Genomic DNA, 23085 nt, shown 5'->3' with positions numbered 1-23085 from the left:
CCATAGCGCACTACGTACGGTGTACGTAACTAGCATGGTGACCGAGGTGATGACCCATGGCGGGCAAGGCGGCCGAACCCCAGGTGATCTGGGCGCGTCCCGAACGGACCGGGCGTGGCCCCAGACCGGCGTTCACGCGTGCGGGCATCGCCGCCGCGGCGGTGCGGATCGCGGACGAGAGCGGGCTGGACGCCGTGTCCATGCGGAATGTGGCGGCCGAACTGGGCTGCGGGACGATGTCCCTGTACAACTACGTCCCGCGCAAGGAGGACCTGCACGAGCTGATGATCGACGCGGTGGGTGCCGAGCACGAGATCCGGGAGCCCACGGGCGACTGGCGCGCCGACATGATCCGCAACGCGCAGGAGACCCGCGCCATCATGCACCGGCACACCTGGGTGCCGCGGCTGATGTCAGGGGTGTACGGCTTCAGCCCCAACACGCTGCGCTATCTCGAGCACTGCCTGGCCTGTCTCGAACCGCTCGACGTTTCCTCCGGCGTGAAGATGGAGCTGGTCGCGCTGCTCAACGGCGTCGTCACGACGTACACCGCGAACGAGATCGCCACCGCCGAACGCGCCCGGTCCATGCCCTGGTCCGCGGAGGAGGAGAACGCGGTCCGCATCGCCTACCTCGGCAGCGAGGTCGCCACCGGAAAGTACCCGCGCCTGGCCGCGTCCTTCGCGGAGGACAGCGGGCCGATCGATCTGGAGGCGGTGTTCCGGCGGGCGCTCGAAAGGGTGCTCGACGCCTTTGACCCCGAGGCCCGTTAGGTGACGACGGCATGACGACCGCCATGGCCGGCCTGCGTCCGCGGCGGCCGTCGAGGCCGGTCGCGTCCGCGCCGCGGAGCCGCCTGTCGACGCGGTCGCGCGTCCCTGAGGCCGGTCAGAGCAACGCGAACTGGCCCTCCGGGCCTTCCTCGTGGTGGTCCAGGACCGACGCCGGGCGGCGTGCCGACCCCGGGACCGGCAGAACGCCGGCGTCGCGGAGGTCGGCCGTGGAGACGGCCGACGGCAACTCCTGGTCGAGCGGCTCCAGTTCCGCCAGCAGGGCCAGGACCGTGATCAGCTCCAGCAGCTCCGACGTCCACGGCTGCGGCCAGGTCGCCGGGCGGATCGTGGCGAGGGTGCCCGGCTCGGGCTCCGCGACCCGGGCGGTGAACCACTGCTCCAGCACCTTCACCCCCGCCACCTCGAAGTCCCAGGCCGCGGGCGGGACCGGCGAGATACGGCCCTCGTCCAGCAGCAGGGCCTCCTCGTCGCGGTCGTACGCGAGCGTCAGCGGACGGCAGGGGAGGGGCGCTCGGACATACGGGCGGCGGCCTCCGGGCAGCTTCGGGCGGTCGCCGTCGCGACGCATCAGCCACAGGGCGCGGCGGCCCGACTCCACACCCCGGGCCCAGAGCCCGGGGTCGTCGGTGAGCGGGACGGTGAGGTCGGGGCGTACGGCCGCCAGGATCCAGGCGAGGACGTCCAGCGGCTCGACCGCCCCGCCGAGGCGGTCCCGCAGATGCTCCAGGAGGCCCGGCGCCAGATTGGGTTCCGTGCCGCCGGGGCGGCGGTACAGCGGGCGGACGCGGCCCGGCCGGACCAGCGGCAGCAAGGAGGTCGCCAGCAGGCCGGACTCCGCAGTCTCCACGACGAAGACCTGGTGCTCGTCCGCCACCCGCCACAACTCGGGGCGGGCGGCGTCGATCAGACGGTGGTCGGGGATCAGCCACTGCTCGTCGAACGGCGCGTGCAGGACGCGTACCGGCTCCGCGCACGGGCCCGAGGCGCGGCTCAGTCTCTCCGTGCCGGTGGACCGGCCGGGCAGCTGTCCGACCGCCGAGTGCAGGGTGCGCGAGCGCGTCGGCTCCAGCAGGGTCTCCCGATCCGGGCCCTCGGCCTTCACCAAGGCGTCCCAGCGGGCCTTCAGGGACGCCGGGTCGGGGCCCGTCGGCCACCCCCGGCCGAGCCGTGGCGGTGCGACGGACCACGGCATGAGGTCCGCCAGCGGCGGCGCGTCGTCGTGCGTCACGCTGGGCATCGTACGACCTGGCCGCGCCCCGGGGGTCAGTTGGCCTCCAGGGTCACCGTGAAGGAGAACCGGTCGCCCCGGTAGTGGATGACCGCAGCGTCCAGCACCCGGCCGTCCCCGTCGTAGGTCACACCTGTGTAGTGCAGGATCGGGCTCAGCAGCGGGACTTGGAGCAGTTTCGCCGTCTCCGGATCGGCCAGCCGGGCCTCGACGGTGTCCGTGATGCGGCTGATGTCCGCCCCGACGACATCCCGCAGCACCTTGGTCATCGGCCAGCGGACCAGGTCGTCCAGGTCGATGCGGGCGGCCAGTTCGGGGCGGACGTAGTTACGGGCGTGGTTGGTCGGCTCGCCCGTCTTCTCGTCACTGCGCAGCCGGTGGAACGTCGCCACCTCCTCGACGTCCGGGAAGAACTCGGCGACTTCGGCCGGCACGGGTGCGGGGCCGTGGTCCAGCAGTTCGGTCGCCATGCCGGACTGCTGGGCCACGATCGCGTCCACCGAGCCGAGCAGCCGCACGGGGGCGCCCCGGCGGGCGTCCGGCTCGATGAACGTGCCGCGTCTGCGGTGCCGGGTGATCAGGCCCTCGTCCTCGAGCTCCTTCAGCGCCTGCCGCATGGTCAGCACGCTCACGCCGTAGTGCTCCGCCAACTGCTCCTCGGTGGGCAGGCGCAGCGGGTCCTGGGGCGAGCGGCCGAGGATCGAGGCCCGCAGCGACTGCGACACCTGGTACCAGAGCGGCAGCTTGCGGTTCAGGACGATCGAGTCCGGAGCGAAGGAGGTCACGGGCCCATCCGTACCGGTCGGGAATGGTCAGTGCAAGGGGCGGAAGTGCCGCTCCATGCCCTGCCAGACGTCGTCATAGCGCTGTTGCAGGTGTGGCGCCCCGGCCGCGTGCGGGGTGAGCGTCACCGGCCAGCGCGTCTCGAACATGAACGCCAGGCCGTCGTCGATCTTCTGTGGCCGCAGCTCGGCGGCGCTGGCCTTGTCGAACGTCTCCCGGTCCGGGCCGTGCGCCGACATCATGTTGTGCAGCGAGCCGCCGCCGGGCACGAAGCCCTCAGCCTTCGCGTCGTAGGCGCCCTCGATGAGGCCCATGTACTCGCTCATCACATTGCGGTGGAAGTACGGCGGCCGGAAGGTGTCCTCGCCCACCAGCCAGCGCGGCGCGAACACCACGAAGTCGACACCGGCCAGCCCCGGTGTGTCCGACGGGGAGGTGAGCACCGTGAAGATCGACGGGTCGGGGTGGTCGTACGAGATGGTGCCGATCACATTGAAACGGCGCAGGTCGTATACGTACGGCACATGGTTGCCGTGCCATGCGACCACATCGAGGGGCGAGTGGTCGTATGTCGCCGTCCAGAGGTTTCCGCAGAACTTGTTCACCACCTCCACCGGGCCCTCGACCTGCTCGTAGGCGGCCACGGGTGCCATGAAGTCCCGGGCGTTCGCGAGGCCGTTGGCGCCGATCGGGCCGAGGTCGGGGAGGTGGAAGGGGGCCCCATAGTTCTCGCACACATAACCCCGAGCGGAATCGTCCAGCAGCTCCACGCGGAAGCGCACCCCACGGGGGATCAGCGCGATATGCCCCGGCTCCACATGAAGCATCCCGAACTCCGTGCGCAGCAGCAGCCCGCCGCGCTCCGGGACGATCAGCAGCTCGCCGTCGGCGTCGCTGAAGACGCGGTCCATCGAGGCGTTGGCGTGGTAGAGGTGCACGGCCATGCCGGTGCGCTGGGTCGCGTCGCCGTTGCCGCCCAGGGTCCACAGGCCGGCGAGGAAGTCCGTGCCGGGCGCGGGCTCGGGCAGGGGGTTCCAGCGCAGACGGTTCGGATCCGGCACGGAGTCCGTGAAGGGAGCGGTACGGATCGCGCCGTTGTCCGTGCGGGTGAACGCCGGGTGCGCGGCCGAGGGGCGGATGCGGTACAGCCACGAGCGGCGGTTGTGCGCCCTCGGTTCGGTGAACGCGGAACCGCTCAGCTGTTCGGCGTACAGGCCCAGTGGGGCGCGCTGGGGCGAGTTGCGGCCCTCGGGGAGGGCGCCGGGCACCGCCTCCGAGCTGTGCTCGTTGCCGAAGCCGGACATATAGGTCAGGCTCTCCGCGGTCTTCCGCATTCCCCCACGCTCGGACAAAGTCGCGCGGGAGGTACCCGCATCGCTCATGATCGCTCCCTCGGGATCTGATTCCTATGCTTCACCGTAGGATTGCGATTTCCAGAGCGCAAGAGATCGGCCGCACCTCACCCGGAGGGACGACGGGAACCCGCCTCGAGGGGGATCCGGCTGTCGTAGGTGTGTTCTAGTCTCCCGGGCATGTCGTGCACGCGGACTTCTCTCGCCGCGCTCGCGGTCTGTGTCCTGCTGCTGACCGGAACCGTGGGCTGCGGATCCGACGCTGCCCGCGAGCGGGAGGCGGACATGGCGGCGCCGTCTCCGGCGGGCAAAGTCCTCGACGACACCGACAGTGACGGGCGCCACTACCGCGAGGTGGAAGAGGGCCGGGCGCCCGAGGTCGGCATCGAGGTGCAGCCGGACGTGGCGGGCGGCGGGGGCGCACAAGGCGCTGCCGAAGGTGTCGACCGCGGCGGCGGTTGGGACGTACGGCTGACGCTGCGCGGCTTCCGGCTCTCGCCCGCCGGAGCGCGGGCCCGGGCGGTGGCCGGCCGCGGCCTCGCGTATCTCTTCGTGGACGGCCGTCTCGTCGCCAGACTGCGCACCCCAGGGCATCGCCTCCCGGCCGACCTCGTCCCGCGCGGCACGCACCACATCACGGTCCGGCTCTACGCGGACGACGGCACGGTGTGGGCGGTGGACGGCGCGCCCGTGGAGCGCACCGCCGACATCACGGCGTCGGAGGCCGGGACGGCCGTGGCGCCGACGCCCTCCGGCCCCGCGGTGAGTGCACCGGGCAACCGTGACCGTACTGATGAGGGCCGAGGTTCACCGGACCGAGCCGGAAAGGCATCATGAACAGCGTGCCCCATCCCGCATCGCTACGCCGGGCGCCCGTGCAGCGGCGCAGTGCCGAACGGCTCACCAGGATCCTGGACGCCTGTGCCGACCTCCTCGACGAGGTCGGCTACGACGACCTGAGCACCCGGGCCGTCGCCCAGCGCGCCGGCGTGCCCATCGGCTCGGTCTACCGCTTCTTCGGCAACAAGCGCCAGATGGCCGACGCCCTCGCCCAGCGCAACCTCGAACGCTACTCCGCCCGCGTCACCGAACGGCTGGAACGCGACGGTGACGGGGGCTGGCGCGCGGCCATGGACGCGGTGCTCGACGAGTACCTCGCCATGAAACGCACCGCGCCGGGCTTCTCGCTCGTCGACTTCGGCAACCAGATCCCGGTAGGCACCCGCGGCGAACCCAACCATCGCGTCGCCGACCGCCTCACGGAGCTGCTCTCCGGCTACCTCGGCCGTGAGCCGGACGAGGATCTGCGCCGTGTCTTCCTCGTCTCCGTCGAGACCGCCGACACCCTGGTCCACCTCGCCTTCCGCATGGCCCCGCAGGGCGACGAACGGATCATCGAGGAGGCCCGCGAGCTGCTGCGCGCGTATCTGGGAAGGGTCCTGGACTGACGTTTTCAACTCCGCTCCCGGCAAACCCTCCCCACCATCCATACCGGTCGGTATGCTCGGTGGGAGTTCGCGCGCCATCGTCGCCGCCACCCCGGGAGGACCCGTGTCCCGCACCGCACTGCGCATCTGCCCCCTGTGCGAGGCCACCTGCGGCCTGACGCTCACCGTGGAGGGGGCCCGGGTCACGGGGGCCCGCGGTGACCGTGACGACGTGTTCAGCAAGGGGTTCATCTGCCCCAAGGGCGCCTCGTTCGGGGCCGTCGACGGCGACCCCGACCGGCTGCGTGCCCCGCTCGTGCGCAAGGACGGCGAGCTGCGCGAGGCCACCTGGGAGGAGGCCTTCGACGCGGTGGCCGCGGGGATCCGTCCGGTCGTCGAGCGGTACGGGGCGAACGCGGTGGGCGTCGTGCTCGGCAACCCCAATGTGCACACCATGGCCGGTGCCCTGTACCCGCCGGTGCTGATCGCCGGGCTCGGCACCCGCAGCCTCTTCACCGCCTCCACGGTCGACCAGATGCCCAAGCACGTCTCCAGCGGACTGCTCTACGGCGACGCCAACGCCATCCCGGTACCGGACCTCGACCACACCGACCACCTCCTGCTGATCGGCGCCAACCCGCTGGAGTCCAACGGCAGTCTGTGCACCGCCCCCGACTTCCCCGGCAAGCTCAAGGCGCTCAAGGCGCGCGGCGGCACCCTCACCGTCATCGACCCGCGCCGCACCCGCACCGCCGCACTCGCCGACCGGCACCTCGCCATCCGCCCCGGGACCGACGCCCTGCTCCTCGCGGCGATGGCGTACACCCTCTTCGAGGAGGGCCTCGTCGACCTCAAGGACCTCGCGCCCTGGGCGGACGGCCTCGACGCACTGCGCGCGGCCCTGGGCGACTTCACCCCGGAAGCCGCCGCCGAAGTCTGCGACGTGGACGCCGGCACGATCCGCGCGCTCGCCCGCGACCTCGCCGCCGCGCCCACCGCCGCCGTCTACGCCCGCATCGGCAGCTGCACCGTCCCGCACGGCACCCTCGCCAGCTGGCTGGTCGATGTCCTCAACATCCTCACCGGCAACCTCGACCGCCCCGGCGGCGCCCTCTTCCCACAGGCCGCCACCGACCGGACCCCCCGCCCCGCCGGGCCCGGCCACGGCTTCACGCTCGGGCGCTGGCACTCCCGGGTGAGTGAACACCCCGAGGCCAAGGGCGAGTTGCCGCTCTCCGCGCTCGCCGAGGAGATCGACACGGCCACCGAGGAGGGCGAGCCCGTCCGGGCCGTCATCACCATCGCCGCCAACCCCGTCCTGTCGGCCCCCGACGGCGACCGGCTCGACAAGGCCCTCGGCTCGCTCGACTTCATGGTCAGCGTCGACCCGTACCTCAACGAGACCTCGCGCCACGCCCATGTCGTGCTGCCTCCGCCCCCGCCCTCGCAGAGCCCGCACCACGACTTCGCCTTCAACACCCTCGCCGTGCGCAACCAGGTCCGCTACACCCGCCCCGCGATCCCGCTCGAGCCCGGCCGCATGGCCGAGACGGAGATACTGGCCCGGCTGATCCTCGCCGCCACCGGCATGCACGGCGCCGACCCGTCCGCGGTGGACGACCTGGTCATCGGACAGACCCTCGGCAAGTCCGTCAAGGAGGGCCACTCACCCGTCCACGGCCGCGACCCCCAGGAACTCGCCGCCCGGCTCACCGGCGACACCGGCCCCGAGCGGCGGCTCGACATGATGCTGCGCCTCGGCCCCTACGGCGACGGCTTCGGCGTACGCCCGGACGGCCTCACCCTCGAGAAGCTGCTGGCGCATCCGCACGGCATCGACCTCGGGCCGCTGAAGTCCCGCCTGCCGCAGCCGTTGAAGACCGTCAGCGGCAAGGTGGAGCTGCTGCCGGAGCCGATCGCCGGTGACCTGCCCCGCCTCCGGGCGGCGCTGCGGGAGCGCCCCGACGGGCTGGTCCTGGTCGGCCGCCGCCATCTGCGCTCCAACAACAGCTGGATGCACAACGTGCCCGCCCTCACCGGCGGCACCAACCGCTGCACCCTGCACATCCACCCCGAGGACGCCGAGCGGCTCGGGCTGCGGGACGGGGCGTCCGTGCGCGTGAAGGGCGCGGGCGGGGAGGTGGTCACGCAGGCCGAGGTCACCGACGCGGTGCGCCCCGGAGTCGTCAGCCTGCCACACGGCTGGGGCCACAACCGCCCCGGCACCCGGCTGAACCATGCGCTGAAGAACCCCGGCGTCAACGTCAACCAGCTCCTCGACGGCAGCCTGCTCGACCCGCTGTCGGGCAACGCGGTCCTCAACGGCGTACCGGTAAAACTCGCCACGGCATCAGCGCTGTGAGCAGCGCAAAGCTCTGACCAGCAGTTTTGCGCTTATTGCTCGCACGTCAACGTCTTGTTAACGCTGCTTGACGGGACCTAACGTCATCGCACCGCCGGCCCTGGTGGGGTCGTTCAAGGGCGAACGTTAGGTATCCACTCATGCTGACCATCCTTGGCTTCGCCATGATCGCGACCTTCCTGGTCCTGATCATGATGAAGAAGATGTCGCCGATCGCGGCGCTCGTGCTGATCCCGGCATTGTTCTGCGTCTTCGTCGGGAAGGGCGCCAAGCTCGGTGACTACGTCCTCGACGGCGTCACCGACCTCGCCCCCACCGCGGCGATGCTCATGTTCGCGATCGTCTACTTCGGTGTGATGATCGACGTCGGCCTCTTCGACCCGATCGTCCGGGGCATCCTGAAGTTCTGCAAGGCCGACCCGATGCGGATCGTGGTCGGCACGGCGGTCCTCGCCGCGATCGTCTCGCTCGACGGCGACGGCTCGACCACCTTCATGATCACCGTCTCGGCGATGTATCCGCTGTACAAGCGCCTGAAGATGAGCCTGGTCGTGATGACCGGTGTCGCCGCGATGGCCAACGGCGTGATGAACACGCTGCCGTGGGGCGGCCCGACCGCCCGTGCCGCCACCGCGCTCAAGCTCGACGCCAGCGACATCTTCGTCCCGATGATCCCGGCCCTCGCCGTCGGTCTGGTGGCCGTCTTCGTCCTCTCGTACTTCCTCGGCCTGCGCGAGCGCAAGCGCCTGGGTGTGCTGACGCTGGAGCAGGTCCTGGTCGAGGAGAAGGCCGAGGAGAAGGAGACCGAGACGGTTCTCGTCGGCGCCGGTTCCGGCCCCGGTGCTTCCGGTACGGGCAAGGCGACCGGCGGCGCCGGCGCCGGCTCCGGCACCGACGCCGAGGGCGACGACGGGGAGGGAGACGCCGAGCGGTTCCAGGTCCTCGACCCCGACCGCGCCACCCTGCGCCCCAAGCTCTACTGGTTCAACGCGCTGCTCACGGTCGCGCTGCTCACCGCCATGATCATGGAGTGGCTGCCGATCCCGGTGCTGTTCCTGCTCGGCGCCGCGCTCGCCCTGACGGTCAACTTCCCGCACATCCCCGACCAGAAGGCCCGGCTCGCCGCCCACGCCGACAACGTCCTGAACGTCTCCGGCATGGTCTTCGCCGCCGCCGTCTTCACCGGCGTCCTCCAGGGCACCGGCATGGTGGACCACATGGCCAGGTGGATGGTGGACGTCATCCCCGAGGGCATGGGCCCGCACATGGCGCTCGTCACCGGCGTCCTGAGCCTCCCGCTCACCTACTTCATGTCCAACGACGGCTTCTACTTCGGCGTCCTGCCCGTCCTCGCCGAGGCCGGCGCCGCCCACGGCGTCACCCCGCTGGAGATGGCCCGCGCCTCGCTGGTGGGCCAGCCGCTGCACATGTCGAGCCCGCTCGTCCCGGCCGTCTACGTCCTGGTCGGCATGGCCAAGGTGGAGTTCGGCGACCACACCAGGTTCGTCGTGAAGTGGGCCGCGCTCACCTGCCTCGTCATCCTCGCGGCAGGAATGCTGTTCGGAATCATCTGACCCGGCCGACCTTTGTGGAAGGACACGATCCATGGCGCCCGGTGGGAACCGCGGCTGGCTGCTCCGCCTCGTCATCGCCTTCAGCTTCGCGCAGGGGGCGGTGTCCATGGCCCGGCCCGCCGTCTCCTACCGGGCGCTCGCGCTGGGCGCCGACGAGCGGGCGATCGGTGTGATCGCGGGCGTGTACGCCCTGCTCCCGCTGTTCGCCGCCGTCCCGCTGGGCCGCCGTACCGACCAGGGCCGGTGTGCGCCCCTGCTGCCCGTCGGAGTCGTCCTCATCTCCGGCGGCTGCGCGTCGAGCGGCATGGCGAACTCCCTGTGGGTGATGGCGATCTGGAGCGGAGTGATGGGCCTCGGCCATCTCTGCTTCGTCATCGGGGCCCAGTCCCTGGTCGCCCGCCGGTCCGCCGCGCACGAACAGGACCGCAACTTCGGCCACTTCACCATCGGCGCCTCCCTCGGCCAACTCGTCGGCCCGATCGCCGCGGGCGCGCTGATCGGCGGCCGGGACATGGCGGCAACCAGCGCACTCGCACTGCTGGTTGCGGGCGCGGGCGGCGCGGTCGCGCTCACGTCGCTGTGGCGCATAGAGAGCCGTACAGCCGCCGAGTCCCGCGCGGGACGCGGTGAACGCGTTCCCGTACGGGGCATCCTGCGCGCCCGTGGCGTGCCGGCCGGCATCTTCATCAGCCTCGCCGTGCTGTCCGCGACCGACATCCTCACCGCCTACCTCCCGGTGGTCGGCGAGCACCGGGGCATCGCACCGTCGGTGATCGGCCTGCTGCTCAGCCTGCGCGCGGCGGCGACCATCGCGTGCCGGCTGGTCCTGACGCCGCTGCTGCGGCTGCTCGGCCGCACCCTGTTGCTGACGGTGACCTGTCTGCTGGCGGCCCTGCTGTGCGCGGGCATCGCGCTGCCGGTGCCGGTGTGGGGGCTGGCGCTGATGCTGGCGGTGCTCGGTTTCTGTCTCGGCGTCGGCCAGCCGCTGTCCATGACGACGGTCGTCCAGGCGGCCCCCGAGGGCGCCCGTTCCACCGCCCTCGCCCTCAGGCTGACCGGCAACCGCCTCGGCCAGGTCGCCGCGCCGGCCTCGGCGGGTCTGGTCGCGGGGGTCGCGGGAGTGGCGGCGCCCTTCCTGATGCTGGGGGTGTTGCTGCTGCTGTCGGCGGGCATCGCCGTGCGGACGCCGAAGCGGCCGGAAGGGCCCGGGCCGGCCCCGCGGGAGGAGCCGAAGCGCTCGGGATTGAGCCGGACGAGCGAACTTTGACGACGCGCCGGACATCGGTGCGGCGAGTCGCAGTGCGCGTAGCGGAGAGTCAGGCGAAGGAGCGATTTGTATGAAAATCGTCTGAATCAGAGGAGCGCGCATGCCGACCCTGACACCCTCACGTACGTTCCGCGCCCGCGCGGGCGCCACAGTCGTCCTCACCGCCCTCGCCGCGGCGGGCGCTTCGTGGGTGGCGGCGCCGACCGCGTCGGCCCAGGCGAACGGCGACATCAGGATCCACAGCGAGGGCATGCCCTACGGGACCCCGGACGACGAGTCGGTGGTCTGCCGGTTCTATCTCGACGCTGTCAACTTCGACACCCTCCCCACGATCGAGTACACGATCACGCCGCAGCCTCCGCTGCCCAGCGCCGCCACCGTCACCGGGACCATCCAGCTCGCGGGAGGCGCCGGGCACACCGACTTGCTGGGGCTGGCGGACGGCCAGTACATGATCACCTGGACCGTGGACGTCACGAACACCAAGAGAAAGCTCTTCCGCGTCAAGTGCGGCGACAAGCGGGAGGGCAGGCACGGTCCCGAGAACCGTATCGAGGACCGCGGTGAGCGCAACGACGAGGGATGGGGGCGCGGTGAGCACGGTCCGAAGGGCGGCGTGCACGCGGGTGGCGGCGGCCTCGTCGACACCGCTGCCGCGTATGCGCCGGTGACCGCTGCCGCGACCGTGGGTCTGGTCGCCGTCGGCGGTGCCGTGTACGTCCGGAGGAACCGCCGGCAGACCGATGGTGCCGCGTAGGCGCAGACGCAGGCCCTGGCACCGGACCCGGGCCTACCGCCTCACCAGGACGGCTCTGCTCACGGTCGTCCTGGTGTCGGTGGTGGCCCGGTGCGACGGAGGCGGCGATGTGACCGCGCCGGGCGGACGCGACGACCCCGACACCGTCGCGGCGGGCCGGGCCCACGCCGCCTCCACCCCGCCCACCCCTCCACCCCGCCCCCTGCCGCGCTCGCGGCCGACCTCGCTGCGCATCCCGTCCCTGGGCATCGACGCCCCGATCATCGGCCTCGGGCTCACCGCGGAACGGGAGTTGGAGACACCGCCGATCGACAAGCCCAAGCTGATCGGCTGGTACCGGGGCGGCGCGACGCCCGGCGAACAGGGCGCCGCCATCGCGGTGGGACACCGTGACACCACGACCGGCCCCGCCGTCTTCGCCGGGCTCGCCTCGGTCAAGCGCGGCAAGCGGATCGAGGCGCGGCGCGCGGACGGCCGTACCGCCGTCTACACCGTGGACCGGGTGAAGGTCTACGACAAGGCGAGCTTTCCCGACAAAGAGGTCTACAACTCCCCGCGCCGCCCCGAGCTGCGCGTGATCACCTGCGGCGGACTCTTCGACCGGCAGTCCGGCTACACCAGCAACGTGGTGGTCTTCGCGCATCTGACCGCTGTGAAGTGACCCCGATGCCTCCCCGCGCCGGGCACACGCAGGCGTGAAGACGGGGCGGCACGGCTAGCCATGGCGCATGAACCTGCGTCTCACCCGAACCCGGTCCGTTCTCACCACCATGGGGCTCCTGCTGGCCGTCGGGGCACCGACCGCCTACGCCACCCTCGACGACGACCGCGGCACACCGGCCTCGGCCGCCTCCGGGTCACCGACTCCGTCCCGGGGGGAGCCGTACGCCGAGACACGGCTGTTCTTCGGCACCGCGCGCCCGGACGGTGGGCCGGCGGTCACCGACGAGCAGTTCATGGCGTTCGTCGACAAGGAGGTCACGCCGGACTTCCCGGACGGACTGACCGTGCAGAGCGGGCGCGGACAGTGGCGGGACGCGAGCGGGACCATCGAGAAGGAACGGTCGTACGAGCTGATCCTGCTGTATCCGCCGGCGGCGGCCGGCCCCGTCGACCGGAACATCGAGGAGATCCGCCGGGCCTATGAGAAAACATTCGGGCAGGAGGCGGTGGGGAGGGTGGACGACCAGGTGGAGGTCGACTTCTGACGGCTCCGTGATCCCACCTGGAGGGACCGGTGATCGCACCGGGCCTTCTGATCTCTCACGGGTGCATCTGGCGCTCAAAAACTATCGCCGCTAGTTTGTGAGTCGTACGACGACAGCCTGACGACGAGGCGCCCCGCCCGGGAGGAAGCGCGATGAAGGCACACGACGGCATGTACATCGACGGGGACTGGCGCCCCGCCGCGGGCCGGGACGTGATCGAAGTGGTGAACCCGGCCGACGAGCAGGTCATCGACCATGTCCCCGCCGGCACCGCCGCCGACGTCGACACCGCCGTACGAGCCGCCCGCGCGGCCCTGCCGGGCTGGGCCGCCACCCCGCCCGCCGAGCGGGCCGCACGGCTGGCCGCCCTGCGGGACGTCCTGGAGGCCCGCAAGGACGAGATCGCCGAGACGGTCACCGCCGAACTCGGCGCACCGCTGAAGTTCTCGCAGGCCGTCCACGCCGCCGTCCCGATCGCTGTCGCCGGCTCCTATGCCGAACTCGCCGCGACGCACTCCTTCGAGGAGAAGGTCGGCAACTCGACCGTGTACCACGAGCCCGTCGGCGTGGTCGGCGCCATCACACCCTGGAACTACCCGCTCCATCAGATCGTCGCCAAGGCCGCCCCCGCGCTCGCCGCCGGCTGCACGGTCGTCCTGAAGCCCGCCGAGAACACCCCGCTGGTCGCCCAGCTCTTCGCCGAGGCGGTGCACGAGGCGGGCGTCCCCGCGGGAGTCTTCAACCTGGTCACCGGCCTAGGCCCGATCGCCGGCCAGACGCTCGCCGAGCACCCGGGCGTCGACCTGGTCTCCTTCACCGGCTCCACCGCCGTCGGCCGGCGCCTCGCCGCGGTGGCGGGCGCGGCGATCAAGAAGGTCGCCCTGGAGCTGGGCGGCAAGTCCGCCAACGTCATCCTGCCGGGCGCGGACCTGGCCAAGGCCGTCAACGTCGGCGTGGCCAACGTCATGTCCAACTCCGGTCAGACGTGCAGCGCCTGGACGCGGATGCTGGTGCACCAGGACAGCTACGACGAGGCCGTGGAACTGGCCGCGGCAGCCGCCGCGAAGTACGGCGAGCGCATCGGGCCGGTGGTCAGCGCCGCACAGCAGGAGCGCGTGCTCGGCTACATCCGGACGGGGATCGCCGAAGGGGCGCGGCTCGTCGCGGGCGGCCCCGAAGCGCCGCGTGAGCGGGGCTGGTTCGTCGCGCCGACCGTCCTCGCCGACGTGACCGAGGACATGACGGTCGCGCAGGAGGAGATCTTCGGCCCCGTTCTGACGATCCTGAAGTACGAGGACGAGGCCGAAGCGCTGCGCATCGCCAACGGCACGGTCTACGGCCTCGCCGGCGCCGTCTGGGCGGCACAGGAGTCCGAGGCCGTGGCCTTCGCCCGCCGTATGGACACCGGACAGGTCGACATCAACGGGGGCCGGTTCAACCCGCTCGCCCCCTTCGGCGGCTACAAGCAGTCGGGCGTGGGCCGTGAACTCGGCGCCCACGGCCTTGCCGAGTATCTCCAGACCAAGTCCCTCCAGTTCTGACCCGGCAAGGGAGTCACCCCTCATGGCCGTCCGTGCCGCCGTCCTGCCCGCCATCGGTGCCCCGCTGAAGGTCACCGAGATCGACCTGCCCGACCCCGGCCCCGGTCAGGTCCGCGTCCGGCTCGCCGCCGCCGGCGTCTGTCACTCCGACCTGTCCCTGTCCGACGGCACCATGCGCGTCCCGGTCCCCGCGATCCTGGGCCACGAGGGCGCCGGCACGGTCGTCGCCGTCGGCGCGGGCGTCACCCATCTCGCGCCCGGCGCCGGTGTCGTCCTCAACTGGGCCCCGTCCTGCGGAAGTTGCCACGCCTGCTCGCTCGGCGAGGTCTGGCTGTGCGCCAACGCGCTGAACGGCGCCGCGAACGTCCACGCCCGTGCGGCGGACGGCACCGAACTCCACCCCGGCCTGAACGTCGCCGCGTTCGCCGAGGAGACGGTCGTACCGGCCGCCTGCGTCCTGCCCGCCCCGGACGGCGTCCCGCTGACCGACGCCGCCCTGCTGGGCTGCGCCGTCCTCACCGGCTATGGCGCCGTGCACCACTCGGCCGGGGTCCAGACGGGGGAGAGCGTCGCGGTGTTCGGCGTCGGCGGCGTGGGGCTGGCCGCCCTGCAGTCGGCCCGGATCGCGGGCGCCGCCAGGATCGTGGCCGTCGACGTCTCGCCGGAGAAGGAAGAGCTGGCGCGCGCGGCGGGCGCCACCGACTACGTGCTCGCCTCCGAGAACACCGCCCGGGAGATCCGGGGGCTGACCGACCGGCACGGCGTCGACGTGGCCGTGGAGTGCGTGGGCCGCGCGACCACGATCCGCGCCGCCTGGGACTCCACCCGCCGCGGCGGTCGCACCACGGTCGTCGGCATCGGCGGCAAGGACCAGCAGGTCACCTTCAACGCCCTGGAGATCTTCCACTGGGGCCGCACCCTCGCCGGCTGCGTCTACGGCAATTCCGACCCCGCGCGGGACGTGCCGGTGCTGGCCGAGCACGTCCGCGCGGGCCGCCTGGACCTGGGCGCGCTGGTGACGGAACGGATCGCCCTGGAGGGGATCCCGGCGGCATTCGAGAACATGCTCGCGGGCAAGGGTGGCCGGGCGCTGGTGGTGTTCTAGGCCGTATCCGCGAAGTCCCGCCTGCCCCGCGACGCCTTGACCTGGGGCGGGCCCCCGCCCCGCCTTCCGCGCGCCCCGGCCTCGAGCGAGGCCGGGGCCGTCGGCATGCCCGCGCCCGCCGCTTCGTGCCATGCGCCGGCAAAAACTCCTGCGTACCAACCGTTGACGTACATACCGTCCGGTCAGTACGTTCCCCGGAACCCGAGCCACCCCCCATTCCGTCCCCCGCACCCACCGGAGTGTGCACGCATGGACACGGCACCTTCCGCCCAGCCGCTCGCCACCACCGCTCCAGCCGTCGGCAACCGCCGCCGTGTCGCCACGGCCGCCGCCCTCGCGTCGGCCGTGGAGTGGTACGACTACTTCGTCTTCGGTATCGCCGCCGCCCTGGTCCTCGGCGACCTGTACTTCCCGGCCGGCAGCCCCACCGCAGGAGTGCTCGCCTCCTTCGCCACCTTCGCCGTCGGCTTCCTGGCCCGGCCCCTCGGCGGCATCGTCGCCGGGCAGCTCGGCGACAAGCGCGGCCGCAAGCCGATGCTGGTGCTCGCGCTCACCCTCATGGGCCTCGCCACCACCGGCATCGGCCTGCTCCCGACCTACGACACGATCGGCGTCGCCGCCCCGATCCTGCTCGTCGTCCTGCGCATCGCCCAGGGCGTCGCGGTCGGCGCCCAGTGGGGCGGCGCGATGCTGCTCGCGACCGAGTACGCCCCCGAGGGCAAGCGCGGTGTCTACGGCAGCGTCGTCCAGCTCGGCGTCCCCATCGGCGTCGTGACCGCCAACACCGTCTTCCTGCTCGCCGGGGCCTTCACCAGCGACTCCGCGTTCGCCTCCTGGGGCTGGCGGATGCCGTTCCTGATCGGCCTGTTCGTCCTCGTCCTCGCCTGGTACATCCACACCCGGGTCGAGGAGACCCCCGAATTCCGGCAGGCCGAGCGGGCGCTCGCCGAGAAGGAGAAGACGGAGCAGGGCAGCAGCCCGCTGCGCACGATCATGCGCCACCACCTCGGCACGGTCCTGCTCGCCGGCGGCTCCTTCGCGGTCAACACCGCGACCTTCTACATCCTGATCACCGGTGTCCTCGATTACACGACCCGGGAACTCGACATGAAGAAGAGCGCGGTCCTCACCGTCTCGCTCTGTGTCAGCCTCACCCAGCTGGTGCTGATCCCGGCCGCCGCCGCGCTCTCGGACAAGGTCGGCCGCATCCGCATCTACGCGCTAGGCGCGGCCGGCATCGCGCTGTGGGCCGTACCGCTGTTCCTGTTGATCGACACCGGCTCACTGCTGTGGCTGGCGGTCGGCACCTTCGTCGCCAGCTGCTTCCTCAGCATCATGTACGGCCCCCAGGCGGCCCTGTTCGCCGAGCTGTTCACGCCCGAGATGCGCTACACAGGCGCCTCCCTCGGCTACCAGATCGCGGCCGTGGCCGGTGGTGGCCTCGCCCCGTTCGTCATGGTGCTGCTGCTGGAGACGACGGGCACCTCGATGGCGGTGTCGGGCTACATCATCGCTCTGTCGGTGATCGCCCTGCTGTCCATCAAGGTCCTGGCTGACAGGGCGCGTTCACGCTGACTCGCGGGTCTGCTCGGGTCGCGGCGCCGCCGCCACGACCCGAGCGGCCCGCGCACGGGACCGCGACACGGCGACCCCCGCCAGACACAGCACACCGCCCGCCAGCGTGAGCAGCCCCGGCACCTCGCCCAGCGCCAGCCACGACATCAGCACGACCAGCGCGGGCACCGCGTAGGTCGTCGCGCCCATCCGGCTGGCGGTCGTCCGGGCCAGGGCGTACGCCCACGTCGTGAAGGCGAGAGCCAGCGAGAACACGCCCAGATAGACCAGGTTGAGGGTCGCCGGGACGGAGGCGTGGGCCACGTCGTCGACGAGCTGCCCGGCGAACGGCAGACAGGCGACCGCGCCGACCAGACATCCGTACGTCGTCACCTGGAGGGCGCTCGCGTGGCCGAGCGCCGGCTTCTGCGCCACGGCTCCGCCCGCGTACCCGATCGCGGCGAACAGGCACAGCACCACGCCCAGCACCGAGGAGCCGCCCTTGCCCGACATCGACAGCCCCACGGTCACCGCACCGGCGAACGACACCGCCATCCCGGCCAGCAGCCGCGGCGGCATCGGATCACCGAGCAGCCGGGCGCCCAGCAGCGCGATGAGGATGGGCCCCATGTTCACGACGAGCGCCGCCGTACCGGCGTCCACCTGCTGCTCGCCCCAGTTCAGGACGACGCTGTAGAACCCGAACCACAGCAGTCCCGATATCGCGATGCCGGGCCAGGCCGCCCTCGGCGGCAGCCCCTCGCGTCGTACGAGGCAGATGCCACCCAGCACCACGGCACCGACGAGCAGTCGCCCCAGCGCCAGCGCGCCCGGCGAGTACTCGTCACCCGCACTGCGGATCGACACGAAGGCGGAGGCCCACATCACCACGGTCACACCGGCCGCACCGGCGGCAAGCAGCTCCGTACGACGGGCGGGGTGGGCTGGGGGGACGTTCATCATGCTCCAGAGGCTAGGAGGGGAGGGGGCGCGACGCCTGCGGATTTCGGACGGGGTGCTGGGAGGGGGTGGGCGAACCGCTCAGGCACCCGCTCAGGCACCCCGGAGCCGTCCAGCCCGCCTCACCGCAGCGCCCCCGCCTCGATGCCGAGCAGTTCCGCCAGGGCCCGCTCGCCCGGTGGGGTCACTTTCACGGCCCGCTCCGAACCGATCCGCACACACCACCCCGCGTCCAGCGCGTGCCGGCACAGGGCCGCGCCCGCGACGCCGGCGAGATGGGGCCGGCGCTCGGTCCAGTCGAGGCAGGAGCGGGCGAGCGGCCGGCGGCCGGTGCGGTCGAGGCCGATGCCGGTCGAGTCGAACCATCCGAGGCCGGCGTCGGTGAGGGCGAACCCGGTGTCCTGGCGCAGCAGTCCGCGCGCGGTCAGGGCGTCGGTGACGGCGATGCCGAGCCGCCCGGCGAGATGGTCGTAGCAGGTGCGACCGCGGGCCATCGCCGAACCCGCGCTGGACTGCCTGAGGCCGCGCGGCCGTGCGGTGGCGCCCGGGGTCACCTGTGCGGCCAGGTCCTCCATCAGCTGGGCGACCGGCGCGCCGGCCAGCCGTACGTACCGATGCCGTCCCTGGCGCTCCTCGGTGAGCAGCCCGCCCGCGACGAGCTTGCCCAGGTGCTCGCTGAGCGTGGACGCGGCGACCTCGGCATGCCGCGCCAGCTCCCCGGCGGTCCACGCCCGCCCGTCGAGCAGTGCCAGCAGACATGCGGCCCGCGTCTCGTCGGCGATGAGCCCGGCGAACCGGGCCAGCTGCGATGCCTGGGGGTCCCTGGTGGTCATGCGTCCAGCATGCGGCACGAACACTTCGGCGACGGCCGAAGGGTGCGCGCCCGAACCTGCGTGTGCGTGGGGCCGGGGGTCCCGCCGAGCGCGCCCCCCCCGCTAGCCGACCCGCCCGAGCTGCTCGTACTGGAGCGCCAGCCCGTCCAGCAGGGCCGTCAGGCCCGTCTCGAAGGCGCGTTCGTCGATCTTCTCCTGCTGTTCGGCGAGGAGGTGGGCCTGGCCGAGGTGGGGGTAGTCGGCCGGATCGTACGCGCTCGCGTCGCCCACGAAGCCCCCGGCGAAGGAGCCGAGCGCCGAGCCCATGATGAAGTACCGCATCAGCGCGCCGATGGACGTGGCCTGCGCCGGCGGCCAGCCCGCGGCCACCATCGCGCCGTAGGCGGCGTCCGCGAGCCGCAGTGCTGCCGGGCGGCGGCCGGGCCCGTGGGCGAGCACCGGGACGATGTTGGGATGGTCGCGCAGGGCGGCCCGGTAGGAGACGGCCCAGTCGTGCAGCGCGGTCCGCCAGTCCCGGCCGTCCTCGAACATCGACAGATCGACCTGGGCGCTCACCGAGTCGGCGACCGCCTCCAGGATCTCGTCCTTCGTGCGGAAGTGGTTGTAGAGGGACGGCCCGCTCACGCCCAGTTCGGAGGCGAGCCGGCGGGTGGAGACGGCCGCGAGGCCCTCGCCGTCCACGAGCGCGCGTGCCGTCTCGACGATCCGGTCGTAGCTGAGGAGGGGCTTGCGCGGTCGGGCCATGGCGCACATAGTAGGGGTGCCCAACGGAAACTAGCAGTGCTAATTTAAACGTACAGCTATCGACGTGAGGGTTGTAGACGTGCGGCTGTCGACGCACAGCCGTCGACGTACGGCTGTCGACGTACGGCTCATCGGTGTCCACCGTCAGTGGGGTGACTCGGCATGAATCTGGAGCTCAGCGAGGAGCAGACCGCCGTCCGGCGGCTCGCCAGGGACTTCGTGGAGCGTGAACTGGCCCCGAACGCCGTCGCCTGGGACCGCGCCGAGGAAGTGGACCGCTCGATCGTCAAGAAGCTCGGCGAGGTCGGCTTCCTGGGCCTGACGATCGACGAGGAGTACGGCGGCTGCGGCGGCGACCACCTCGCGTACTGCCTGGTCACCGAGGAGCTGGGCCGGGGCGACTCCTCGGTGCGCGGCATCGTGTCGGTTTCCCTCGGCCTGGTCGCCAAGACGGTCGCGGCGTGGGGGAGCGAGGAGCACAGGCGCCGCTGGCTGCCCGGGCTCACCGCGGGCGAGCTGGTCGGCTGCTTCGGCCTCACCGAGCCGGGCACCGGCTCCGACGCCGGCAACCTCGCCACCCGAGCAGTCCGGGACGGCGACGACTACGTCATCAACGGCACCAAGATGTTCATCACGAACGGCACCTGGGCCGATGTCGTCCTGCTCTTCGCCCGCTCCACCGACGCGCCCGGCCACAAGGGCGTCTCCGCCTTCCTCGTCCCCACCGACACCCCCGGCCTGACCCGCCGCACCGTCCACGGCAAGCTCGGTCTGCGCGGCCAGGCCACCGCCGAGCTGGTGTTGGAGGATGTGCGGGTCCCCGCGGCGGCCATGCTGGGCGAGGAGGGCAAGGGCTTCTCGATCGCGATGTCGGCTCTGGCCAAGGGGCGGATGTCGGTCGCGGCGGGCTGCGTCGGCATAGCCCAGGCCGCCCTGGACGCGGCCGTCAAGTACGCCGGTGAACGCGAGCAGTTCGGCAAGCCGATCGCCCGTCACCAGCTGGTCCAGGAGCTGATCAGCGACATCGCCGTGGACGTGGACGCGGCGCGGCTGCTGACCTGGCGGGTCGCCGACCTGATCGACCGCGGGCAGCCCTTCGCCGTCGAGTCCTCCAAGGCCAAGCTCTTCGCCTCCGAGGCGGCCGTGCGCGCCGCCAACAACGCCCTCCAGGTTTTCGGCGGTTACGGCTACATCGACGAGTACCCGGCGGGCAAGCTCCTGCGCGACGCCCGTGTGATGACCCTCTACGAGGGCACGAGCCAGATCCAGAAGCTGGTCATCGGCCGTGCGCTGACGGGGGTTTCGGCCTTCTGATCCGGCCTTCCGTACCGGCCTTCCGATTCCGGGTCTCTGATTCTGAGTACCTGGGTGAGTATTTCGGCGGATGTGGTCGGGGCCACAAACCGCGACGCTGTTCCCCATGAGTGACACACCCGTCAAGCAGCAGAACACGGCGGCCTTCTACGGCCAGTCCGTCGCGTCCTTCGCGGTCGCCATGGCCGCCACCGGCATCGGCATCTACCAGCTGAACGCCAACGCCTGGGTGCGCGGCTTCCTCGCGATCGCCGTCCTCTACCTGGTGACGTCGGCGTTCACCCTCGCCAAGGTCATCCGCGACCGACAGGAGGCAGGGCAGGTCGTGAGCCGCGTCGACCAGGCGCGCCTGGAGAAGCTGCTCGCCGAGCACGATCCCTTCGAGAAGATCTGAGCCGCGGCCGTACAGCCTCGCCGCGGACCGGGCTGACCCGACCGGCCGCCTCGCTAAGCGCTCGCTCAGTATCGGCGGTATGGTGGGGGCTCTGTCTTCGAGAGGGGCGATTGAGCGATGAGTACGGCGGAGGACACGGCCGGCGGCGAGACGTCGGCGTGGGGTGAGGTCACGCCCGACGCGGCCCGGCGGCTGCTGATCGCCGCCGTGGAGGCCTTCGCCGAGCGCGGCTACCACGCCACCACGACCCGCGACATCGCCGGCCGCGCCGGCATGAGCCCGGCCGCGCTCTACATCCACTACAAGACCAAGGAAGAGCTGCTCCACCGCATCAGCAGGATCGGCCACGAGAAGGCGCTGGACATCCTCAGGACGGCGGCCCGGCGTGAGGGCACGGCGGCCGAGCGCCTCTCCGACGCCGTGGGCTCCTTCGTCCGCTGGCACGCCGGGGGGCGTACCACCGCGCGGGTCGTGCAGTACGAACTGGACTCGCTCGGCCCGGACGCCCGCGCCGAGATCCTCGCGCTGCGCCGGCAGTGCGACGCCGAGGTGCGCGCGATCATCGAGGACGGCGTGGCGGCGGGCGACTTCGACGTGCTGGACGTGAAGGGCACCACCCTGGCGGTCCTGTCCCTCTGCATCGACGTGGCCCGCTGGTTCAACGTCGACGGGCCCTGGACCCCGGACGAGGTCGGCGCGCTGTACGCCGACCTCGTCCTGCGGATGGTCGGGGCGAAGTAGCGTCGGCTAGAGGTAGTACCGCGCGACGGACTCGGCGACGCAGACCGGCTTGTCCCCGCCCTCGCGCTCCACGCTGAACGCGACACTGAGCTGGATGCCGCCCGTGACGTCCTCGACGCCGGTGATGGTGGCGGTGGCGCGCAGCCGCGACCCGACCGGTACCGGGGCGGGGAAACGGACCTTGTTCGTGCCGTAGTTGACACCCATCTTCATGCCGTCGACCCGAAGGAGCTGCGGCCCGAAGAGCGGGAGCAGCGACAGGGTCAGATACCCGTGCGCGATGGTGGTGCCGAAGGGGCCGGCGGCCGCCTTCTCCGGGTCGACATGGATCCACTGGTGATCGCCCGTGGCCTCGGCGAACAGATCGATCCGCTTCTGGTCGATCTCCAGCCAGTCCGTGTACCCCAGCTGCTCGCCCACCGCCGCCTTCAGGTCGTCGGCGGAGGTGAAGATCCTCGGCTCTGCCATGTCCAGGCCTCTCGCGTCGCGTTTTCCAGAGAGCTATGTCTGATTCCAGAGAACTATGTCTAAGCAACTGCTTAGCATGCTAGCGGGCGGGGCCCCTGTCAACGGACCGGGGCCATGACGCGGTAGGTAAGTTTGGGCCGTGCCCCAGATCCCCGAGAAGATCCACGAGCTCACGGTCGGCCAGCTGTCCGCCCGGAGCGGCGCCGCCGTGTCCGCCCTGCACTTCTACGAGTCCAAGGGGCTGATCAGCAGCCGCCGCACCACGGGCAACCAGCGCCGCTACACCCGTGACACCCTCCGCCGGGTCGCCTTCGTACGGGCCGCGCAACGTGTCGGCATCCCCCTGGCCACGATCCGCGACGCCCTCGCCGAGCTCCCCGAGGAACGCACGCCGACCCATGAGGACTGGGCCCGCCTGTCCGAGGCGTGGCGCTCGGAACTGGACGAGCGCATCAGGCAACTCAACCGCCTCCGCGATCACTTGACCGACTGCATCGGCTGCGGCTGCCTCTCCCTCGACACCTGCGTCCTGTCCAACCCGGACGACGTCTTCGGCGAACGGCTGACGGGGTCGCGGCTGATGGTGGAGCAGGGGGGAGGCCGTCAGCAGCGCGGGCCGGGCAGGACCGGGTGACGGGTGCGGTGCGGGCGCGAGCGACCGCCCGCTCGTGCCGGGGCG

23 protein-coding genes are annotated in these 23085 nt (G+C 71.6%); 16 read left to right on the top strand and 7 right to left on the bottom strand.

Annotated elements, in window-relative coordinates:
- The first annotated feature begins 56 nt into the window (after nucleotides 1–56).
- Nucleotides 57–773, top strand: a complete 717-nt coding sequence (locus tag ACHBTE_RS08300; protein ID WP_394722837.1) for a TetR/AcrR family transcriptional regulator — start codon at nucleotides 57–59, stop codon at nucleotides 771–773.
- Nucleotides 774–888: 115 nt separating this feature from the next.
- On the opposite strand, the gene ACHBTE_RS08295 is transcribed toward ACHBTE_RS08300, so the two are convergent.
- The 3 genes from ACHBTE_RS08295 to hmgA are packed head-to-tail and all read right to left on the bottom strand — an operon-like array spanning nucleotide 889 to nucleotide 4187.
- The gene (locus tag ACHBTE_RS08295; protein ID WP_394722836.1) at nucleotides 889–2031 is read right to left on the bottom strand and encodes a type ISP restriction/modification enzyme; all 1143 of its coding nucleotides are present in this window, start codon (nucleotides 2029–2031) and stop codon (nucleotides 889–891) included.
- A 26-nt stretch (nucleotides 2032–2057) separates the two neighbouring features.
- Entirely contained in the window at nucleotides 2058–2807 is a 750-nt protein-coding gene (locus ACHBTE_RS08290) for a GntR family transcriptional regulator (protein ID WP_394722835.1), read from the bottom strand.
- A gap of 27 nt (nucleotides 2808–2834) precedes the next feature.
- Nucleotides 2835–4187: a homogentisate 1,2-dioxygenase gene (gene hmgA / locus ACHBTE_RS08285; protein ID WP_394722834.1), complete on the bottom strand. Its 1353-nt coding sequence runs from the start codon at nucleotides 4185–4187 to the stop codon at nucleotides 2835–2837.
- Nucleotides 4188–4337: 150 nt separating this feature from the next.
- Here hmgA and ACHBTE_RS08280 point away from each other — a divergent pair, with 150 nt between their 5' ends.
- From ACHBTE_RS08280 to ACHBTE_RS08230, 11 genes are all read left to right on the top strand, one after another.
- Nucleotides 4338–4994, top strand: a complete 657-nt coding sequence (locus ACHBTE_RS08280) for a hypothetical protein (protein WP_394722833.1) — start codon at nucleotides 4338–4340, stop codon at nucleotides 4992–4994.
- Nucleotides 4991–5605, top strand: a complete 615-nt coding sequence (locus ACHBTE_RS08275; protein ID WP_394722832.1) for a TetR family transcriptional regulator — start codon at nucleotides 4991–4993, stop codon at nucleotides 5603–5605. Before ACHBTE_RS08280 ends, ACHBTE_RS08275 begins: the two co-directional genes overlap by 4 nt.
- A 103-nt stretch (nucleotides 5606–5708) precedes the next feature.
- Nucleotides 5709–7946 (top strand): molybdopterin oxidoreductase family protein, encoded by a 2238-nt coding sequence (locus ACHBTE_RS08270; RefSeq protein ID WP_394722831.1) that lies wholly within the window; start codon nucleotides 5709–5711, stop codon nucleotides 7944–7946.
- 140 nt (nucleotides 7947–8086) lie between these two features.
- A complete protein-coding gene (locus ACHBTE_RS08265; RefSeq protein ID WP_394722830.1) occupies nucleotides 8087–9520 on the top strand; it encodes a CitMHS family transporter in 1434 nt (477 codons plus the stop codon).
- Between the two features lie 31 nt (nucleotides 9521–9551).
- On the top strand, nucleotides 9552–10787 hold the full coding sequence (locus ACHBTE_RS08260) for an MFS transporter (RefSeq protein ID WP_394722829.1): 1236 nt from the start codon (nucleotides 9552–9554) through the stop codon (nucleotides 10785–10787).
- A 100-nt stretch (nucleotides 10788–10887) separates the two neighbouring features.
- Entirely contained in the window at nucleotides 10888–11544 is a 657-nt protein-coding gene (locus ACHBTE_RS08255) for a hypothetical protein (protein WP_394722828.1), read from the top strand.
- Nucleotides 11531–12205 (top strand): class F sortase, encoded by a 675-nt coding sequence (locus ACHBTE_RS08250; RefSeq protein WP_394722827.1) that lies wholly within the window; start codon nucleotides 11531–11533, stop codon nucleotides 12203–12205. Before ACHBTE_RS08255 ends, ACHBTE_RS08250 begins: the two co-directional genes overlap by 14 nt.
- A gap of 67 nt (nucleotides 12206–12272) precedes the next feature.
- On the top strand, nucleotides 12273–12752 hold the full coding sequence (locus ACHBTE_RS08245; protein WP_394722825.1) for a DUF3574 domain-containing protein: 480 nt from the start codon (nucleotides 12273–12275) through the stop codon (nucleotides 12750–12752).
- A gap of 152 nt (nucleotides 12753–12904) precedes the next feature.
- Nucleotides 12905–14293, top strand: coding sequence for an aldehyde dehydrogenase family protein (locus tag ACHBTE_RS08240; protein WP_394722824.1), 1389 nt, complete (start codon nucleotides 12905–12907; stop codon nucleotides 14291–14293).
- A 22-nt stretch (nucleotides 14294–14315) separates the two neighbouring features.
- Nucleotides 14316–15398: a Zn-dependent alcohol dehydrogenase gene (locus ACHBTE_RS08235; RefSeq protein WP_394722823.1), complete on the top strand. Its 1083-nt coding sequence runs from the start codon at nucleotides 14316–14318 to the stop codon at nucleotides 15396–15398.
- Nucleotides 15399–15647: 249 nt separating this feature from the next.
- Nucleotides 15648–16973 carry an MFS transporter gene (locus ACHBTE_RS08230; RefSeq protein ID WP_394722822.1) on the top strand — a complete coding sequence of 442 codons (1326 nt, stop codon included), beginning with the start codon at nucleotides 15648–15650 and terminating at the stop codon, nucleotides 16971–16973.
- Here ACHBTE_RS08230 and ACHBTE_RS08225 read toward each other — a convergent pair.
- From ACHBTE_RS08225 to ACHBTE_RS08215, 3 genes are all read right to left on the bottom strand, one after another.
- Nucleotides 16965–17915, bottom strand: coding sequence for a DMT family transporter (locus tag ACHBTE_RS08225; protein ID WP_394722821.1), 951 nt, complete (start codon nucleotides 17913–17915; stop codon nucleotides 16965–16967). The two genes, ACHBTE_RS08230 and ACHBTE_RS08225, sit on opposite strands and share 9 nt — an antisense overlap.
- Before the next feature lie 119 nt (nucleotides 17916–18034).
- Complete coding sequence (locus tag ACHBTE_RS08220) at nucleotides 18035–18745, bottom strand: ArsR/SmtB family transcription factor (RefSeq protein ID WP_394722820.1); 711 nt, start codon at nucleotides 18743–18745, stop codon at nucleotides 18035–18037.
- 102 nt (nucleotides 18746–18847) lie between these two features.
- Entirely contained in the window at nucleotides 18848–19498 is a 651-nt protein-coding gene (locus ACHBTE_RS08215) for a TetR/AcrR family transcriptional regulator (protein ID WP_394722819.1), read from the bottom strand.
- Between the two features lie 153 nt (nucleotides 19499–19651).
- Between ACHBTE_RS08215 and ACHBTE_RS08210 the strand changes: the two genes are divergently transcribed.
- From ACHBTE_RS08210 to ACHBTE_RS08200, 3 genes are all read left to right on the top strand, one after another.
- Complete coding sequence (locus ACHBTE_RS08210) at nucleotides 19652–20803, top strand: acyl-CoA dehydrogenase family protein (protein WP_394722817.1); 1152 nt, start codon at nucleotides 19652–19654, stop codon at nucleotides 20801–20803.
- Between the two features lie 106 nt (nucleotides 20804–20909).
- Nucleotides 20910–21197, top strand: coding sequence for a YiaA/YiaB family inner membrane protein (locus tag ACHBTE_RS08205; RefSeq protein WP_394722815.1), 288 nt, complete (start codon nucleotides 20910–20912; stop codon nucleotides 21195–21197).
- Between the two features lie 117 nt (nucleotides 21198–21314).
- Nucleotides 21315–21938, top strand: a complete 624-nt coding sequence (locus tag ACHBTE_RS08200; RefSeq protein WP_394722814.1) for a TetR/AcrR family transcriptional regulator — start codon at nucleotides 21315–21317, stop codon at nucleotides 21936–21938.
- 6 nt (nucleotides 21939–21944) lie between these two features.
- Here the strand turns inward: ACHBTE_RS08200 and ACHBTE_RS08195 are convergent, their stop codons facing one another.
- Nucleotides 21945–22406 (bottom strand): MaoC family dehydratase, encoded by a 462-nt coding sequence (locus ACHBTE_RS08195; protein WP_394722813.1) that lies wholly within the window; start codon nucleotides 22404–22406, stop codon nucleotides 21945–21947.
- 139 nt (nucleotides 22407–22545) lie between these two features.
- Here ACHBTE_RS08195 and soxR point away from each other — a divergent pair, with 139 nt between their 5' ends.
- The gene (soxR, locus tag ACHBTE_RS08190) at nucleotides 22546–23040 is read left to right on the top strand and encodes a redox-sensitive transcriptional activator SoxR (protein ID WP_394722811.1); all 495 of its coding nucleotides are present in this window, start codon (nucleotides 22546–22548) and stop codon (nucleotides 23038–23040) included.
- Nucleotides 23041–23085 lie beyond the last annotated feature (45 nt).

It is taken from the genome of Streptomyces sp. M41 (genome assembly GCF_043673425.1).
GTDB lineage: Bacteria > Actinomycetota > Actinomycetes > Streptomycetales > Streptomycetaceae > Streptomyces.
This window is presented reverse-complemented; position numbering and strand designations above follow the sequence as displayed.

What these genes read in the sequence shown, in the direction of transcription:
- ACHBTE_RS08300 (WP_394722837.1), top strand. Translation starts at nt 57, where the DNA reads ATGGCGGGCAAGGCGGCCGAACCCCAGGTGATCTGGGCGCGTCCCGAA.
- ACHBTE_RS08295 (WP_394722836.1), bottom strand. Translation starts at nt 2,031, where the DNA reads ATGCCCAGCGTGACGCACGACGACGCGCCGCCGCTGGCGGACCTCATG.
- hmgA (WP_394722834.1), bottom strand. Translation starts at nt 4,187, where the DNA reads ATGAGCGATGCGGGTACCTCCCGCGCGACTTTGTCCGAGCGTGGGGGA.
- ACHBTE_RS08280 (WP_394722833.1), top strand. Translation starts at nt 4,338, where the DNA reads ATGTCGTGCACGCGGACTTCTCTCGCCGCGCTCGCGGTCTGTGTCCTG.
- ACHBTE_RS08275 (WP_394722832.1), top strand. Translation starts at nt 4,991, where the DNA reads ATGAACAGCGTGCCCCATCCCGCATCGCTACGCCGGGCGCCCGTGCAG.
- ACHBTE_RS08265 (WP_394722830.1), top strand. Translation starts at nt 8,087, where the DNA reads ATGCTGACCATCCTTGGCTTCGCCATGATCGCGACCTTCCTGGTCCTG.
- ACHBTE_RS08260 (WP_394722829.1), top strand. Translation starts at nt 9,552, where the DNA reads ATGGCGCCCGGTGGGAACCGCGGCTGGCTGCTCCGCCTCGTCATCGCC.
- ACHBTE_RS08255 (WP_394722828.1), top strand. Translation starts at nt 10,888, where the DNA reads ATGCCGACCCTGACACCCTCACGTACGTTCCGCGCCCGCGCGGGCGCC.
- ACHBTE_RS08250 (WP_394722827.1), top strand. Translation starts at nt 11,531, where the DNA reads ATGGTGCCGCGTAGGCGCAGACGCAGGCCCTGGCACCGGACCCGGGCC.
- ACHBTE_RS08245 (WP_394722825.1), top strand. Translation starts at nt 12,273, where the DNA reads ATGAACCTGCGTCTCACCCGAACCCGGTCCGTTCTCACCACCATGGGG.
- ACHBTE_RS08240 (WP_394722824.1), top strand. Translation starts at nt 12,905, where the DNA reads ATGAAGGCACACGACGGCATGTACATCGACGGGGACTGGCGCCCCGCC.
- ACHBTE_RS08235 (WP_394722823.1), top strand. Translation starts at nt 14,316, where the DNA reads ATGGCCGTCCGTGCCGCCGTCCTGCCCGCCATCGGTGCCCCGCTGAAG.
- ACHBTE_RS08230 (WP_394722822.1), top strand. Translation starts at nt 15,648, where the DNA reads ATGGACACGGCACCTTCCGCCCAGCCGCTCGCCACCACCGCTCCAGCC.
- ACHBTE_RS08225 (WP_394722821.1), bottom strand. Translation starts at nt 17,915, where the DNA reads ATGATGAACGTCCCCCCAGCCCACCCCGCCCGTCGTACGGAGCTGCTT.
- ACHBTE_RS08220 (WP_394722820.1), bottom strand. Translation starts at nt 18,745, where the DNA reads ATGACCACCAGGGACCCCCAGGCATCGCAGCTGGCCCGGTTCGCCGGG.
- ACHBTE_RS08215 (WP_394722819.1), bottom strand. Translation starts at nt 19,498, where the DNA reads ATGTGCGCCATGGCCCGACCGCGCAAGCCCCTCCTCAGCTACGACCGG.
- ACHBTE_RS08210 (WP_394722817.1), top strand. Translation starts at nt 19,652, where the DNA reads ATGAATCTGGAGCTCAGCGAGGAGCAGACCGCCGTCCGGCGGCTCGCC.
- ACHBTE_RS08205 (WP_394722815.1), top strand. Translation starts at nt 20,910, where the DNA reads ATGAGTGACACACCCGTCAAGCAGCAGAACACGGCGGCCTTCTACGGC.
- ACHBTE_RS08200 (WP_394722814.1), top strand. Translation starts at nt 21,315, where the DNA reads ATGAGTACGGCGGAGGACACGGCCGGCGGCGAGACGTCGGCGTGGGGT.
- ACHBTE_RS08195 (WP_394722813.1), bottom strand. Translation starts at nt 22,406, where the DNA reads ATGGCAGAGCCGAGGATCTTCACCTCCGCCGACGACCTGAAGGCGGCG.